At 65.7% G+C, this 14,180-nt stretch carries 14 protein-coding genes and 1 pseudogene; 11 read left to right on the top strand and 4 right to left on the bottom strand.

Annotation, left to right across the window (positions count from 1 at the left end):
- Positions 1-19 precede the first annotated feature (19 nt).
- Genes ACMUOY_RS05115 through ACMUOY_RS05100 form a run of 4 tightly spaced genes read left to right on the top strand, consistent with a single transcriptional unit; the run spans position 20 to position 3,637 of the window.
- Positions 20-1,249: a CaiB/BaiF CoA transferase family protein gene (locus tag ACMUOY_RS05115; protein WP_413891618.1), complete on the top strand. Its 1,230-nt coding sequence runs from the start codon at positions 20-22 to the stop codon at positions 1,247-1,249.
- Positions 1,250-1,282: 33 nt separating this feature from the next.
- Positions 1,283-2,221 (top strand): hydroxymethylglutaryl-CoA lyase, encoded by a 939-nt coding sequence (locus ACMUOY_RS05110; RefSeq protein WP_413891617.1) that lies wholly within the window; start codon positions 1,283-1,285, stop codon positions 2,219-2,221.
- On the top strand, positions 2,218-2,610 hold the full coding sequence (locus ACMUOY_RS05105) for a VOC family protein (RefSeq protein WP_413891616.1): 393 nt from the start codon (positions 2,218-2,220) through the stop codon (positions 2,608-2,610). The genes ACMUOY_RS05110 and ACMUOY_RS05105 overlap by 4 nt, the downstream gene beginning before the upstream one ends.
- 43 nt (positions 2,611-2,653) lie before the next feature.
- Positions 2,654-3,637, top strand: a complete 984-nt coding sequence (locus ACMUOY_RS05100) for a Bug family tripartite tricarboxylate transporter substrate binding protein (RefSeq protein ID WP_413891615.1) — start codon at positions 2,654-2,656, stop codon at positions 3,635-3,637.
- Positions 3,638-3,673: 36 nt separating this feature from the next.
- Here ACMUOY_RS05100 and ACMUOY_RS05095 read toward each other — a convergent pair whose 3' ends face one another.
- A complete protein-coding gene (locus ACMUOY_RS05095; protein ID WP_413891614.1) occupies positions 3,674-3,928 on the bottom strand; it encodes an acyl-CoA-binding protein in 255 nt (84 codons plus the stop codon).
- Positions 3,929-4,052: 124 nt separating this feature from the next.
- Between ACMUOY_RS05095 and ACMUOY_RS05090 the strand changes: the two genes are divergently transcribed.
- On the top strand, positions 4,053-5,663 hold the full coding sequence (locus ACMUOY_RS05090; RefSeq protein ID WP_413891613.1) for a wax ester/triacylglycerol synthase family O-acyltransferase: 1,611 nt from the start codon (positions 4,053-4,055) through the stop codon (positions 5,661-5,663).
- Between the two features lie 75 nt (positions 5,664-5,738).
- Here the strand turns inward: ACMUOY_RS05090 and ACMUOY_RS05085 are convergent, their stop codons facing one another.
- Complete coding sequence (locus tag ACMUOY_RS05085; protein WP_413891612.1) at positions 5,739-7,811, bottom strand: transglycosylase SLT domain-containing protein; 2,073 nt, start codon at positions 7,809-7,811, stop codon at positions 5,739-5,741.
- A gap of 9 nt (positions 7,812-7,820) precedes the next feature.
- Between ACMUOY_RS05085 and ACMUOY_RS05080 the strand changes: the two genes are divergently transcribed.
- Both ACMUOY_RS05080 and ppk2 read left to right on the top strand, forming a co-directional pair.
- On the top strand, positions 7,821-8,405 hold the full coding sequence (locus ACMUOY_RS05080; protein ID WP_413891611.1) for a 5-formyltetrahydrofolate cyclo-ligase: 585 nt from the start codon (positions 7,821-7,823) through the stop codon (positions 8,403-8,405).
- A gap of 138 nt (positions 8,406-8,543) precedes the next feature.
- The gene (gene ppk2 / locus ACMUOY_RS05075; protein ID WP_413891610.1) at positions 8,544-9,719 is read left to right on the top strand and encodes a polyphosphate kinase 2; all 1,176 of its coding nucleotides are present in this window, start codon (positions 8,544-8,546) and stop codon (positions 9,717-9,719) included.
- Positions 9,720-9,743: 24 nt separating this feature from the next.
- Here the strand turns inward: ppk2 and ACMUOY_RS05070 are convergent, their stop codons facing one another.
- Positions 9,744-10,739 (bottom strand): LysR substrate-binding domain-containing protein, encoded by a 996-nt coding sequence (locus tag ACMUOY_RS05070; RefSeq protein ID WP_413891609.1) that lies wholly within the window; start codon positions 10,737-10,739, stop codon positions 9,744-9,746.
- Between the two features lie 126 nt (positions 10,740-10,865).
- Between ACMUOY_RS05070 and ACMUOY_RS05065 the strand changes: the two are divergent.
- Positions 10,866-11,099, top strand: a pseudogene (locus tag ACMUOY_RS05065) (DUF2917 domain-containing protein); the annotation flags it as partial.
- 92 nt (positions 11,100-11,191) lie between these two features.
- On the opposite strand, the gene ACMUOY_RS05060 reads toward ACMUOY_RS05065, so the two are convergent.
- Positions 11,192-11,623 carry a TfoX/Sxy family protein gene (locus tag ACMUOY_RS05060; protein ID WP_413891683.1) on the bottom strand — a complete coding sequence of 144 codons (432 nt, stop codon included), beginning with the start codon at positions 11,621-11,623 and terminating at the stop codon, positions 11,192-11,194.
- A 111-nt stretch (positions 11,624-11,734) separates the two neighbouring features.
- On the opposite strand from ACMUOY_RS05060, the gene ACMUOY_RS05055 reads away from it, so the two are divergent.
- The 3 genes from ACMUOY_RS05055 (at position 11,735) to ACMUOY_RS05045 (ending at position 14,180) form a co-directional block, all read left to right on the top strand.
- On the top strand, positions 11,735-12,370 hold the full coding sequence (locus ACMUOY_RS05055; protein ID WP_413891608.1) for a TetR/AcrR family transcriptional regulator: 636 nt from the start codon (positions 11,735-11,737) through the stop codon (positions 12,368-12,370).
- A 172-nt stretch (positions 12,371-12,542) separates the two neighbouring features.
- Positions 12,543-13,532, top strand: a complete 990-nt coding sequence (locus tag ACMUOY_RS05050; protein ID WP_413891607.1) for an MBL fold metallo-hydrolase — start codon at positions 12,543-12,545, stop codon at positions 13,530-13,532.
- A 99-nt stretch (positions 13,533-13,631) separates the two neighbouring features.
- A complete protein-coding gene (locus ACMUOY_RS05045; RefSeq protein ID WP_413891606.1) occupies positions 13,632-14,180 on the top strand; it encodes an ion channel in 549 nt (182 codons plus the stop codon).

Genomic DNA, 14,180 nt, shown 5'->3' with positions numbered 1-14,180 from the left:
CGCGGCACACTGCGCCGCCATGCAAGCCCCAAATGTTGAACCGTCCGCCCCGGCCGCCGGCCCGCTTGCCGGCCTCAAAGTCCTCGAACTCGGGCAACTGATCGCCGGGCCGTTCGCGGCCAAGACGCTGGCCGATTTCGGCGCCGATGTGGTCAAGATCGAAACCCCCGGCGCGGGCGACCCGCTGCGCAAATGGCGGCTGCTCAAAGACGGCACCTCGGTCTGGTGGCAGGTGCAATCGCGCAACAAGCGCTCGGTGGCGCTGGACCTGAAAGACCCGGCCGCGCAGGACATCGTGCGTCGCCTCGCCACAGACGCGGATGTGCTGATCGAGAACTTCCGCCCCGGCGCCATGGAGGGCTGGGGCCTGGGCCCCGAGCCGCTGCTGACGCTCAACCCGCGCCTGATCATCTTGCGCATCAGCGGCTACGGCCAGACCGGCCCCTACCGTGACAAGCCCGGATTCGGCGTGGTGGCCGAGGCCATGAGCGGCCTGCGCCACCTGACCGCCGAGCCCGGTCGCGTGCCGGTGCGCGTGGGCGTGAGCATCGGCGACACGCTGGCCGCGCTGCACGGCGTGATCGGCATCCTGCTGGCGCTGCAGGAGCGTCACACCAGCGGACAGGGCCAGGTGATCGATGTCGCGCTGTACGAATCGGTCTTCAATTGCATGGAAAGCCTGCTGCCCGAGTACAGTGCGTTCGGAGCGGTGCGCGAGCCCGCCGGCAGCGCACTGCCCGGCATCGCGCCGAGCAACGCCTACCGTTGCAGCGACGGCGGTTATGCACTGATCGCCGGCAACGGCGACAGCATCTTCAAGCGGTTGATGGCCACGATCGGCCGGGACGACCTGGGCCGTGATCCGGCGCTGGCCGACAACGCCGGGCGCGTGGCGCGCGTGGCGGAGATCGATGCCGCGATCGGTGCCTGGGCCGCGCAACGCACGGTGGACGAAGTTCTGGCGTCCCTGGATGCCGCCGCCGTGCCGGCCGGGCGCATCTACACCGTGGCTGATATCGCCAAGGACCCGCATTACCAGGCGCGCGGCATGATCGACCACGTGCACATGGACGACGGCACCGAGCTGGCCGTGCCCGGTATCACGCCCAAGCTCTCGCGCACGCCTGGGGGCCACCGTCGCAACGCACCGACCATCGGGCAGGACACCGATGCCGTGCTGCGCGAGATCGGGCTCACGCCCGCGCAGATCCAGGCGCTGAAGGACCAGGGCATCGTGGCCGGCGCCTGAACCGGCCTGCATCGCTTCCAGAGACACATCCTCATGACCCGCATCTACTTCAATGAAGTCGCCACGCGCGACGGGTTTCAGATCGAGCCCGCGTTCATCCCGACCGACGTCAAGGTCGCGCTGGTCGACGAACTCAGCGGGTGCGGCTACGCCAAGATCGAGGTGACCTCGTTCACATCGCCGAAAGCCATCCCGATGCTGCGTGACGCCGAGGAGGTCATGGGCCGCATCCGGCGCGTGCCGGGCGTCGAATACACCGTGCTGGTGCCCAACTTGCGCGGGGCTGAACGCGCGTTGGAGTCGAGGGCGGACGAGCTGAACCTGGTGATGTCCACCTCCGAGACCCACAACCTGGCCAACCTGCGCATGCCGCGCGAGCACAGCTTTGCGGCGCTGGCCGGGGTGATCCGCGCGGTGGATGGCCGCACCCCGATCAATGTGTCGCTGTCCACCTGCTTCGGCTGTCCGATGGAGGGCGAGGTGCCGCCAGACGTGGTGCTGGGCTTTGCCCGGCGTTTTGCCGATCTCGGGGTCAGGGGGCTGACGATCTGCGACACCACCGGCATGGCGCATCCGGCGCAGGTGGCGCGCCGGGTCGAGGCGTTGCAGAAGGAATTTGCCGCGCTGCAGCTCACCCTGCATTTCCACAACACGCGCGGCATGGGACTGGCCAACGTGCTGGCCGCCGTGCAGGGCGGCATCACCCGCTTTGACGGCTCACTGGGCGGTCTGGGCGGCTGCCCGTACGCACCGGGCGCCAGCGGCAACATCAGCAGCGAAGACGCGATCCACATGCTCGACGCCATGGGATTTGACACCGGCATCGACCTGCACCGGCTGCTGGCCGTGGCGCGCCAGATGCCGCAGATCGTCGGCCACGAAGTGCCGGGGCAGGTGGCCAAGGCCGGGCGCATCACGGACTTGCATCCGGCCCCCGCCAGTGTGGCTGAACTCAAGGAGACCTTCAAATGATTGACCATCTGGACCACCTGGTATTGACGACCTTTGACGAGGCCGCCTGCGTGGACTTCTACACGCGGGTGCTGGGCATGACCCTGGAAAGCTTCATCGGTGGCACGCCGCCGGTGGAGCGCAAGGCCTTCAAGTTCGGCCACCAGAAGATCAACCTGCACGTGCGCGGCCGGGAGTTCGAGCCCAAGGCCCACCTGCCGGTGCCCGGCGCGCTGGACCTGTGCTTCATCGCCAGCGTGCCGCTGGCGCAGGTGATCGAGCGCCTGAACACAGCCGCCTGGCCCATCGTCGAAGGCCCGGTGTTGCGCACCGGTGCCACACAGAAGATCCGTTCGGTCTACGTGCGCGACCCGGACCTGAACCTGATCGAGATTTCCGAGCTGGCCTGACGCCGGCTCAGCACAACATCCACAAGAAAACCAGGAGACTTCCATGCAACGCCGTCACCTTCTTGCCCAGCTTGCTGCCCTCAGCGGCGCGTCCTTGCTTGCCAGCCCGTCGGCCTTCGCCCAGGGCAAATACCCGCAACGGCCGATCACGCTGGTCGTGCCCACTGCGCCCGGTGGCTCCACCGACTTCACCGCGCGCCTGGTTGTCGAGCCGTTATCGCGCGCGCTGGGCCAGCCGGTGGTGGTGGAGAACAAGCCGGGTGCGTCGGGCAACATCGGCAATGCGTACGTGGCCCGCGCCAAGCCCGATGGCTACACGCTGCTGGTCTCCTACAGTGGCTACCATGTCGGCAACCCGCATCTGTTCAAGCAGTCCGGCTGGGACCCGGTCAAGGATTTCGCACCGGTGGCCATGATGACCCGTGCGCCGCAGGTCATCGCGGTGAGCCCGAAACTGCCGGTCAACAACCTCAAGGAGCTGATCGCCTTCGCCAAGGCGAACCCCGGCAAGCTGAACTACGCCTCCAGCGGCAATGGATCGATCCAGCACATCGCGGGCGAACTGTTCAAGCAGCTCACGGGCACTTTCATCACCCATATTCCCTATCGTGGGTCCGGCCCGGCGGTGCAGGACCTGATGGCCGGGCAGGTGGACATCTTCATCACCACGCCGGCCGGTGTCGTCAGTCAGATCCAGGGCGGCAAGCTCAAGGGCATTGCTGTGACCAGTGCGCAGCGGCTGGCGTCCCTACCCGGCGTGGGCACGGCGGCCGAGCAGGGTCTCAAAGGCTACGAATTGGACTCGTGGTTTGCGCTGTTTGCCCCTGCTGGCACGCCTGCGGACGTGGTGCAGGTTTTGAACACCGAGATCAACAGGATCCTGGCTTCGCCGGAGATTCGCCGCAAGGCCGGCGAATCGGGCACCGACGTGGAGCAGATGACGCCGCAGCAACTCGGCGACTTCACGAAGAAGGAACTGGTCTACTGGGGCAAAGTCATCCAAGGTGCGAAGATCACCCTGGAGTGAACTTCCCTGAGGGCACCACGAGGGTGCCCGGCCGTTTCAGCTCAGCGATTCGATCAGGTCGATGTACTGCTGCATCGCGTCCTTGTCGGACGTGCCCTTGAGCTTGTTCCACGCATCCCACTTGGCGCGGCCGACCATGTCGGTGAAACCGGGTTTCTTTTCTTCGTTGTCGCCGGCCGTGGCCTGCTTGTACAGGGCATAAATCTTCAGCAGCGTGGCGTTGTCGGGGCGCTCGCTCAGGTTCTTGGAATTGGCGACAGCGGTTTCGAATTTGGCTTTCAGGGTGGCCATGGGGTTCTCCGTGGATGAGTGGATTGATTGGGACGCCAAGGCGACGGGGTACGATTTTCATCCCCTTCGACGGCAGGCGCAGGGGGAGAATAGCGTTATTTCCCAAACTCGGGGTAGAGAAATCATGGTGACTCGCATCGTCAAAACGCCGCAAGGGAAAAAACCCTTGCATCCGCCCAATTCTGCCGACGACTCGCTGCTGCTGATCGCCCGCCAGGTGGGTGCGGCAGCCTCGGAGGTCGCACTGAATGCGGCCCGGCTGCTGCAGGAGAACATGTCGAAGACCGCCGCTGGAGTGATCGGCGCCCATGAAGGCGAGCGCATGAGCAAGGTCGACCGGGCCTGGTGGCGCATGGATTCGCCGACCAACCTGATGATGATCCTCGGTTTCTGGATTCTCAAGCCGCGCGTCGACTACGAGGCCGTCTGCCTGCGGGTCGAGCAGCGCATGCTGAAGTACCCGCGTTTTCGCCAGCGCGTCGTCGAAGATCCGGCTGGCGCCACCTGGGTGGAAGACCCCGACCTGGACATTCATGATCATGTGGTGCGCGAAAGGCTGCCACGGGTCGCCAAAGGCCGGGAGAAAGCAGCCCTGCAGGACCTGGTGGGCCGTCTGGCCGTTCTGCCGCTCGATCCGAAGCGGCCGCTGTGGAAGATGCACCTGGTCGAAAACTACCGTGACGAAGAGGGCAAGCCCGCCAGCGTGCTGATCGTTCGCATCCATCACTGCATTGCCGACGGCATTGCGCTGATCGCGGTCACGATGTCCATGGTCGATGGCGGCACCGAGCCGCCCGTGCGCCCCCCTTCAGCACCCGAGAGCGCCGAGGACTGGATCGCCCACCACGTGGTCGAGCCGCTGGCTCACGCCGCCGTCAAGGCGCTGGACGCGGCCGGTGACGGCGCGGCCGCCTCGCTGCACCTGCTGCGCGAGCCTGGCAAGGGTCTCAGTGGTTCCAGCGACCTGGCCAAGGTGGCCTACCACGTGCTCAGCGACGCCGCGGCGCTGGCGCTGATGACGGACGATTCCAGGACGCGGCTCAAGGGCAAGGCCGGCACGGCCAAGCGCGTGGCCTGGTGCCAGCCGATCCCGCTGGACGAGGTCAAGGCCGTGGGCAAGGCGCTGAACTGCTCGGTCAATGACGTGCTGCTGAGCTGCGTGGCCGGCGCCATCGGCGCCTACCTGCGCGACAAAGGCGACAAGGTCGCGGGCAAGGACATCCGCGCCATGATTCCGGTCAACCTGCGCCCGATCCAGGACGCCTGGAAGCTCGGCAACCATTTCGGCCTGGCGCCGCTGGTGCTGCCGATCGGCCTCGACAACCCGGTCGAACGCCTGTACGAGGTGCGCCACCGCATGCTGGCGCTCAAGGGCGGCACCCAGCCGCTGATGGCCTACGGCCTGCTCGCCGTGGCCGGCATGCTGGCCAAGCCCGCGCAGGACGCCATGCTCAACCTGTTCAGCAAGAAAACCACCGCGGTCATGACCAACGTGCCCGGCCCGCGCGATAAGCTCACCTTCTGTGGTGCCACGCTGGAGCAAAGCCTGGCCTGGGTCCCCGCCTCGGGCGATGTCGGCCTCGGCGTGTCCATCCTGAGCTACGGCGGTGGCGTGCAGTTCGGCGTGATCACCGACAGCCTGCTGTGCCCCGACCCGCAGGCGATCATCGAGCAGTTCGAGCCGGAATTTGCCAAGTTGTCGATGGTGACGATGATGTTGCCGTGGGGGGAGTGATTTTCCTGGATCTATTGCCTGATCCCACGCTGGGAATCCAGGCAAAAGACTTGAAAGACAGTCCAGGAACAGCCCTCAGGGCAAATCCGTGTTGTCCCCCGTGCCATTCCCGGTCTTTGGTCCGACCGTCCCCAGCCGGGCCTTCAGCGACTGCGGCTGGCCGCTCAGCAGGGCGGCGTAGCTGGTGGTGTTCGACAGCACTTTCTTGACGTAATCCCGGGTCTCGGCAAAGGGCACGTTTTCGGCCCAGATCGCCGCTTCCATCGTGGGGCCGTTGCGCCAGTTGCGCGGGCGGCCCGGTCCGGCGTTGTAGGCGGCGGCGGCCAGGGGCATGGAGCCGCCGAAGTCGTCGAGCACAAGCTTGAGATAGCCAGTGCCGATGGCGATGTTGGTGTCGCGGTCGGTGATCTGGTCGGGTGTGAAGCTCACCAAGCCGATCTTCTTGGCCGTCCACTTGGCGGTCGCCGGCATCACCTGCATCAGGCCCGAGGCGCCCACGCCGGAACGGGCGTCCATGATGAAGCGGCTCTCCTGGCGGATCAGTCCGTAGACATAGGCCGGGTCGAGGTTGATTTCGCGGCTGCGCTTGACCACGGCGTCGCGGTAGGGCATGGGAAAGCGTTGCTCCAGGTCGATGACGGACTTCGTGCGCTCGCTGGTGTTGATGCAGCGGTCCCAGATTTCGTTCTGGCAGGCCAGGTCGGCGGCGGCCAGCAGGTCGCGGTCGCTCATGCCGCCCTTGGTGTGCAGGTTGGTGCTGTAGTTCCACTCGCGCACGCCTTCCGGGCGCAGGCCGATGCGGATCGCAACCAGCGCGCGGGCCAGGCCGGCGTTCTGGCGGGCCGCTTCCTTCTCGGCGGCGGTGAGCGCTGGCGGCTTGGGCGGCACCGTGGTGCGCTGGCCGAGCTCTTCCAGCGCCAGCTTTTCATAGAAGCCATGCACCGAGGCGATGGACTCCAGCAGCTGGCGCGCCTCCTGGTATTCAGCCTTGTGCCGCGGAGGCGCGGCGCCTGCGTCAGCTGGCGTGCCGGCGTCGAGCAGGGCACGTTCCGCGGCCGGGATGCCGGCCAGCAGGGCGCGCGCGCGCCAGTAGGCCCAGGTCGGGTCGGCGCGGCCTTCTTCGCTCATGCCGCGGGTGGCTTCCAGCACGGCGGGCCATTGGCCTTGGCGCAGCGCGGCGCGTACTTTCCAGCCCAGCAGGTCGTCGTTGAGGTCGGCGTCCCGGGTGACGTTGGCGAAGTAACTGGGCGCGGCATCCGACAGGCGGCCAGCGGCCTGTTTTCCGATCACGCCCCAGATCCAGTTGCGTTCCTCGGCCGTGAGCTGGGGTGCCCACTTGCCCTTGAGCTGCTCGATGGCCGCGTCGGTGTCGCTGGTGGCCAGCTTGATCAGCGCCAGGGTGATGATTTCCTTGCGCACATTGCGCAGGGCGAGGTACTTGGTGGACAGAAACTTGGCCGGGTTCGCGTTCAGGTCAGTCACCAGTCCCGTCGCTTCCGGCGCCACGATCTGCACCGCTTCGCGCGCCGCGCGTGGCCGGTTCGCCTCGGTGGCCATGCGCGCCTTTTTCCAGACGTCCAGCGGCGTGAGGTTCTTGCTGCCGACCAGACGTTCCGCCGCGGCCGTGCAGCCGTCGTCGGCCTCCTTCTGGGCGTACCAGTTCTTGCGCACCTCATCGGCCAGCCGGGCGTCCAGGCCCGGATTCTTCAGGTGTTCGACGAGCAGCGCGTAACAGCGCACCTCGCGGTCATCGCTCATGCGGTAGTTGGGGTGTTCGGCGGCAAAGTTGGTCCAGTCTCGCCGCTGCCCGAGCAGCTGCAGCCAGTCGTTGCGCAGCCGGTCTTCCTGGTAGGTGCCGGCGTAGCGCGTCATGAAGTCCTGCACCTCCTGGGCCGAGGTTTCGCCCAGGCGGGCACGCAGTTCCCAATAGGCCGCCCAGGGCTCCAGCACGTGGCCACGGGCTTGCGGCAGCAGGGCAGCGAGGCGCTTTTTGTCGCCCTTCTTGAAGGCTTGCTGCATCTCCAGCAGCACGTCGTCGCTCTTGCCTTGGGCGGGCGCCGGCATCGCGAAGAACAGCGCCAGCGCGCCGCACAGCAGCGTTTTCAGCGCCGAATTCGGCTTCGGTGTCAGAATCATTGAAAACAGCATGTGGAGATTATGGACAAGTCCGACGCCAAGAAGACCCTTCGCCAGGCCCTGATCGAGCAGCGCCTGAACCTGCCGGACCGCCTGGACCGGGCAGAAACGCTTCAGCGCGTCATGCGCATCTGGCTGGTGGGCCGCCCCGACACCGTGATCGGCGCCTATTGGCCGATCAAGGGCGAATTCGACCCGCTGCCGGCCCTGCACCGCTGGAAGGAGGACGGCGAGTTGCTTGATGAGCCCGCTTTGCGCCGCATTGGCCTGCCGGTGGTGAACAAGCAGCACAAGACGCTCACTTTCCACGCCTGGTATCCCGGCTGCCCGATGGAAGAAGACGCCTACGGCATTCCCAAGCCCAAGGACACCGAAGTCATTGTGCCGACCTTGCTGTTCGTTCCCTGCGTGGGCTATGGCCCTGGCGGCTACCGGTTGGGCTACGGCGGCGGCTTCTACGACCGCACGCTGGCTTCATTGCAACCCCGGCCGTTCACGGTGGGACTGGGCTACACGCAGGGATACCTGGACGATTTCGAGCCCGAAGCGCACGACCAGCCGCTGGACGCGATCCTCAATGACAACGGCGTGGTCTGGCCGATATGACAGCGGTGTGACAGGGGTTTGACGAACATCAAACCCGCCGCGTAGCGACAGGAGCACAGTCGCAGTTTTGGTCCTCGCGTGCCGGATACCGCAAGCGCGATGGATTCGTTCATTCATCCTCCAGGGAAGAACCGCCACATGACTCAAGCAAAGCCCCGAAAGCCCGCCGCCCGAACTGCCGCGTCCAAACGCGCCAAGCGGGTGCAGCCCGTTGACCGCGAGCCGGTCCGCCTGGCGGTGCAGGGCGACACGGCGCCGTCGACCCGGCCGCGCGCACTGGAGGAGTTTGTGGTCAACCGGGCCACGCTTGCCGCGCAAGACAAAGCGGTCGCCGCGGCGTTGGAGCTCGTCAAGCCCGATGCAGCGGGTACCCCTGGCGAGCGCGCCCAGTTGCTGCGCGCGCTGCTGGAGGGCGCGTCGTCCGACGACCAGAAAGTGCTGCGCAAGGCCTTGCTCGGGCGCGGCCAGAAGTTCGAAGAAGAGAGCAACCCGGACGAAGAGTTGGCCGGTGACTGGCGCGAGGGGGGCTATCCCTACAAGAACCTTCTGCGTCGCTCCACCTACGAGAAGGAAAAATTCCGCCTGCAGGTTGAACTGCTCAAGTTGCAGGCCTGGGCCAAGGAAACCGGCCAGCGCATCGTGATCCTGTTCGAGGGGCGCGACGCCGCCGGCAAGGGCGGCACCATCAAGCGCTTCATGGAGCACCTGAACCCGCGCGGTGCGCGCGTGGTCGCCCTGGAAAAGCCGTCCCCGTCCGAGCAGGGTCAGTGGTATTTCCAGCGCTATGTGCAGCATCTGCCCAGCCATGGCGAGATCGTGATGTTCGACCGCAGCTGGTACAACCGTGCCGGCGTGGAGCGGGTCATGGGCTTCTGCAGCGATGCCGAATATGCCGAGTTCATGCGCCAGGCGCCGGAGTTTGAGCGCCACCTGGTGCGTAGCGGCGTGCACCTGATCAAGTTCTGGTTCAGCGTCAGCCGCAAGGAGCAGCGCCGCCGCTTCAAGGAACGCGAAGGCCACCCGCTCAAGCACTGGAAGCTCAGCCCCATCGACCTGGCCTCGCTGGACAAGTGGGAGGACTACACCCGGGCCAAGGAAGCGATGTTCTTCGAGACCGACACCGCCGATTCGCCCTGGACCGTGATCAAGAGCGATTGCAAGAAGCGCGCGCGCCTGAACGCCATGCGCTACATCCTGCACAAGCTGCCCTACACCAACCGTGACATTGCGCAGGTCGGAAAGCTCGATCAGCTGATCGTCGGGCGTGCCCATGTGGTGTACGAGCGTGGCGAGAAGCCCGGCGCCCTGCTCTGAACCCGGCGCACCGAGCCGGCGGATTCAATCCGGGCTCGCTGCCGATGGGGGGGGCGCAGCCTCGCCGATCGTTTCGCGCGTGGTCTGCGCCTGCTGCTGAAGCCAGTCACAGAAAGCGCGGATTTCCGGGCGTGCCGCGCTGCGTGGGCCGACGATGAGCCAGTAGGCCATCGGTGAGTCCATGCGCGAACCCGGCAACACTTCCACCAGATCGCCGTTGGCCATGCTCTCGGCCACCAGGGGCAGCCGTGCCAACACCACGCCCTGCCCGGTCAGGGCGGCCTGCACCATCTGGTAGGCATAGTTGAAATACAGCCAGCGCTTGGGTTCCAGCTTGGGTACCTGCTGCGCCTGCAGCCAGCGTCGCCAGGTGAGCCACTCCAGGTGTGTGCGGTTGGCGTCGCCGGCCTCGATCAGTGCATAGCCGGCCAGGTCTTCAGGCCGGCGCAGGCACAGGCCGCCGGTGCCGGACGATTTCAGCAGCCAGGGGCTGGCCACCGGTGTGAGCTGTTCGCCGAACAGGCGCAGGGCGCCCGTCGGCATGGTCGCCGGCGGACCGTAGCGCAGGGCAATGTCAACGTCGGCCATCTCCAGGTCCAGCGCGGCGTCGGAGGCATCGATGCGAATGTCGATGTCGGGGTGGTCACGCTGGAAGGCCTCCAGTCGCGGGATCAGCCACATCGACGCAAATGAGGCAAAAGTCGTCAGCGAGACGCTGCGCCGGCCGGCGCTCTGGCGGATCTGGCGCACCGCCGCATCCACGCGCGGCAGCGCCTGAGACACCGCCAGCAGCAGCTGGGCACCGGCACTGGTGAGTTCGACGGCACGCGTGTGGCGCAGGAACAGCGGCACGCCGACCTCCTCCTCCAGCCCCTGGATCTGCCGGCTGACCGCGGACTGGGTCAGCGCCAGTTCCTCTCCGGCCGCGCGGAAGTTCAGGTGACGCGCCACCGCCTCGAAGGCACGCAGGTGCCCGGCACCGATCGGGCGGGTCCGCAAATGGGTTTGCGAATGCAGCATGTCGGGGGTTCTCCAAACATTGTTGATTGATGCGTCTATGGAATCAATAGGTTGACGCGTTTTCATTGGACTGTCAATGAAGGCAAAGCGATCATTGATTCCCGAAACACGCAACCGGAGATCACCATGCAAACCCCGTCCGAAGCCCTGCAGTCCCTGATGCCCACGCCGCACAAGCCAGCCGGTTTCTGGTCGCTGGCCAGCGGCCAGGCCACCACTTTGCGCCCCAAGGTGCCGGGTGTGCTGCGGGTCGGGCAGGGCTGCGTCTGGATCACACTGGATGGGCCGCACGAACGCCGCGCGGGTGATCTGTTCCTGCAAGCCGGTGCCCGGTTGTCGATCGCGGCCGGACAGCGGGTGGTGCTGGAGCCTGTTTTGCGCGATGGCCAATGGGATGCCGCGATCGACTGGCAGCCGTCCGTGGCGCCTGCGGCCTGGCCTGCCGCAGTGGCTCAACCGGCCTTGGACTTGCGTCTGGCGGCCGGCGCGGCCGTTGTGGCCTTGCGCGCGGCGGCGGGCGCCGGGGTCCGGCTGGCCGGCGGTTTGCTGAGCCTGCTGCCCGCGGGCTTGGAGTTTGCTATCGATCGGGTAGCGCGCCGCGACCGCGGGGTGCTGGGAAGGCCTGCTTTTAATGCGCATTCGAGCGCCAGCCGCGCCCAGGGTTGCATCAAGGCCGGTGATTCCAGCGCCTCTTCCGGGGCGCTGTAGTAGTTCATGCTCATGGCCCGCCCCTTGGCCTCGTAGACAAAACGCAGGCAACCCGCGGCTTCGTAGCGGCCGCGTGTCTCCTCGCTCGCCTTGAGGTACAGGCGTTCGCCCGCGCCGAGGTCCGCGATGATGGCCAGCGTCAGCCCGTCGGTGGATATGCCCCAGCCGCCGAACATGCGCCGGGCCACGCAGGGTCCGGCGCTGGCGAGCAACTCGCAACAATAGTCGGCGAAATCGCGGGATACGGATGGGGTTCTCGTGGCCATGGCGCTACGATAATCCAGAACATGGCCCGCCCCAAATCTGCTTTTCATGAGATCAAGCGCGACGAGATCCTGGACATTGCCGCACAGTGTTTTGCCGAGCGCAGCTACCCGGCCGCCAGCATGAACGACATTGCCGCCGCCAGCGGCACCAGCAAGGCGCGGCTGTACCACTACTACGGCAGCAAGGAAGCCATCTTGTTCGACCTGCTGGACCGCTACACCCAGCGCCTGCTGTTGCTCATCGCCCAGGTGGAGGCCACCGCCCAGCGACGCAACCTCGACGACCGCGCCGCTTTGCACGAGCTGATCCGCAGTTTTCTGGAAGAGTACGAAACCTCGGCCACCCGCCATGTGGCCCTGCTGCACGACACCAAGTTCCTGAGTGCCGAGCCCGACCCCGCGCTCGGCTTTGATCCGCCCGTGTCGCAGCGCGACCTGATCCTGAACCGCCAGCGTGACGTGGTGTCCGCCGTCATGCGCGCCCTGCGCCGCGCCTACCCCCAGCGACTGAATCCGCAAAACCAGACCGCCATCACCATGATGCTGTTCGGCATGATCAACTGGACCTTCACCTGGCTGCGCCCCGGTGGGCCCATGAGCTATGCGGCTTTTGCCGATGAGGTGATCGGCATGCTCGAGCGCGGACTGGCTGCCTGACTTCCCGGTGTGGCAAGGGGCGAAAGGGGCCCAATGCGATGGTTCTCGTGCGTTCTTGCTCAATGAGGGTTCGCGGCACACAGTGTCTGAGCTGATTTACCAATACGTAATTCATTACGATTAGGTAAAATCAAGCCCATTCGCATTTGACACCCATCAGGAGATTTCCGCCATGTCCAAAGCATTTGCATCCCAGGCCGATCTGGAAGACAAGAAGATCACCTTCGAGCAACTCAGCACCCACTGCTGGGCCTACACCGCCGAGGGCGACCCCAACTCCGGCGTCATCATCGGCGACGACTTCATCATGGTCAGTGACGCCACCGCCACGCCGGCCATGGCGCGCGACCTGATCAAGCAGATTCGCACCGTCAGCGACAAGCCCATCAAGTACGTGTTGCTCACGCACTACCACGCGGTGCGCGTGTTGGGCGCCAGCGCCTATTTCGCCGAAGGTGCGACCGAGATCATCGCCAGCCAAGGCACGCTGGAACTGATCCGCGAGCGCGGCGCGCAGGACATGAAAAGCGAGATGGAGCGTTTCCCGCGCCTGTTCCGCGGCGCGGACTCCGTGCCGGGACTGACCTGGCCGAGCATGGTCATCGGCGGTGGCGACGCGACCAAAGGTGAAGTGCCGGGCAAGCTGTCGATCAACCTCGGCGGCATCGTGGTCCAGATCTGGAGCCCCGGGTACGGCCATACCCGTGGTGACACCATCGCCTGGGTGGAAGAAGAAAAGGTGCTGTTCAGTGGCGACCTGGTCGAATACGAAGCGGGCGTCTACACCGGCGACGCCCAGCTGCAAGAGTGGCCTGCCACGCTGGAAGCCCTGCGCGCCCTGAATGCCGAATTCATCGTGCCGGGCCGCGGCGAAGCCATGAAAGGGAATGCCGATGTCAACAAGGCGCTGGACTACACAAAGCGCTGGGTCACTACGCTGTTCCAGGCCGGCAAGGAGGCCGCCGCCGCCGGCATGGACCTCAAGGCCGCGATGGCGCACACCCGCAAGGCCATGGACCCGGTGTTCGGCCATGTGTTCATCTACGAACACTGCCTGCCCTTCGACGTGAGCCGCGCCTATGACGAGGCCACCGGCATCAAGAACCCGCGCATCTGGACCGCCGAGCGCGACATGGACATGTGGAAGGCGCTGCAGGCCTGAGGCGCGGGCTCGTGGCGACTGCAGAGACGACAGGCTCGACAAAGTCTGTGTGGTCTCTAGAATCCAGCGATCGCTTTGACGGTCGTCCCTTGCCCGCCCATGGAAACACTGACGCTGCAGGTCATCCCTTACACCACCCGCCTTGAAGAGGTGATATGGGGCAGCGGGCTGATGGCCATCAGCCTGATGATCCACGGCTTCGGCATGCTCGCGACGCTGCATATCTGCAATCGTTTCAAGGAACGCTTCGGCGCACCGGATTCATTCATGTTGGGCATGGCCAGCATCATCCTGGGCAGTTGGCTGATCACGCTGGTCCACATCGCGGAAGTGACGATGTGGGCCGGATTCTTCCACTGGAAGGACTGCTTCAAGAACTTCAGCACGGCGGTCTATTTCGCCGGCCTGCAATACACCACGGTGGGCAGCGCACTCAACCTGCCGAAGGAGTGGCGGCTGCTGGAGATCATGACGGCCAGTGCCGGGCTGCTGGGCTTTGCCTGGTCCACCGGTGTGCTGATGACCTTGGCGCAGGAATTCCAGGAGCAGCAGCTGCGCCTGCTGCGCGAACGCCGGATCACATTGGGTTTGAAGCTGCGGCGCGTACCGCCAAAAGGGATCAGGCCGCGCGAGGAAGACCAGGGTTGA

Origin of the sequence: Candidatus Skiveiella danica, assembly GCF_022705245.1 — a bacterium.
Classification (GTDB): Bacteria; Pseudomonadota; Gammaproteobacteria; order Burkholderiales; family Burkholderiaceae_C; genus Skiveiella; species Skiveiella danica.
Note: the sequence above shows the minus strand (reverse complement) of the source record. Positions and strands in the feature narration are given on the sequence as shown.

Coding starts and splice junctions, on each gene's coding strand:
- ppk2 (WP_413891610.1), top strand. CDS start 8,544: ATGACTCAAGCAAAGCCCCGAAAGCCCGCCGCCCGAACTGCCGCGTCC.
- ACMUOY_RS05105 (WP_413891616.1), top strand. CDS start 2,218: ATGATTGACCATCTGGACCACCTGGTATTGACGACCTTTGACGAGGCC.
- ACMUOY_RS05055 (WP_413891608.1), top strand. CDS start 11,735: ATGGCCCGCCCCAAATCTGCTTTTCATGAGATCAAGCGCGACGAGATC.
- ACMUOY_RS05110 (WP_413891617.1), top strand. CDS start 1,283: ATGACCCGCATCTACTTCAATGAAGTCGCCACGCGCGACGGGTTTCAG.
- ACMUOY_RS05045 (WP_413891606.1), top strand. CDS start 13,632: ATGGAAACACTGACGCTGCAGGTCATCCCTTACACCACCCGCCTTGAA.
- ACMUOY_RS05060 (WP_413891683.1), bottom strand. CDS start 11,623: ATGTTCGGCGGCTGGGGCATATCCACCGACGGGCTGACGCTGGCCATC.
- ACMUOY_RS05085 (WP_413891612.1), bottom strand. CDS start 7,811: ATGCTGTTTTCAATGATTCTGACACCGAAGCCGAATTCGGCGCTGAAA.
- ACMUOY_RS05080 (WP_413891611.1), top strand. CDS start 7,821: ATGGACAAGTCCGACGCCAAGAAGACCCTTCGCCAGGCCCTGATCGAG.
- ACMUOY_RS05050 (WP_413891607.1), top strand. CDS start 12,543: ATGTCCAAAGCATTTGCATCCCAGGCCGATCTGGAAGACAAGAAGATC.
- ACMUOY_RS05115 (WP_413891618.1), top strand. CDS start 20: ATGCAAGCCCCAAATGTTGAACCGTCCGCCCCGGCCGCCGGCCCGCTT.
- ACMUOY_RS05100 (WP_413891615.1), top strand. CDS start 2,654: ATGCAACGCCGTCACCTTCTTGCCCAGCTTGCTGCCCTCAGCGGCGCG.
- ACMUOY_RS05070 (WP_413891609.1), bottom strand. CDS start 10,739: ATGCTGCATTCGCAAACCCATTTGCGGACCCGCCCGATCGGTGCCGGG.
- ACMUOY_RS05095 (WP_413891614.1), bottom strand. CDS start 3,928: ATGGCCACCCTGAAAGCCAAATTCGAAACCGCTGTCGCCAATTCCAAG.
- ACMUOY_RS05090 (WP_413891613.1), top strand. CDS start 4,053: ATGGTGACTCGCATCGTCAAAACGCCGCAAGGGAAAAAACCCTTGCAT.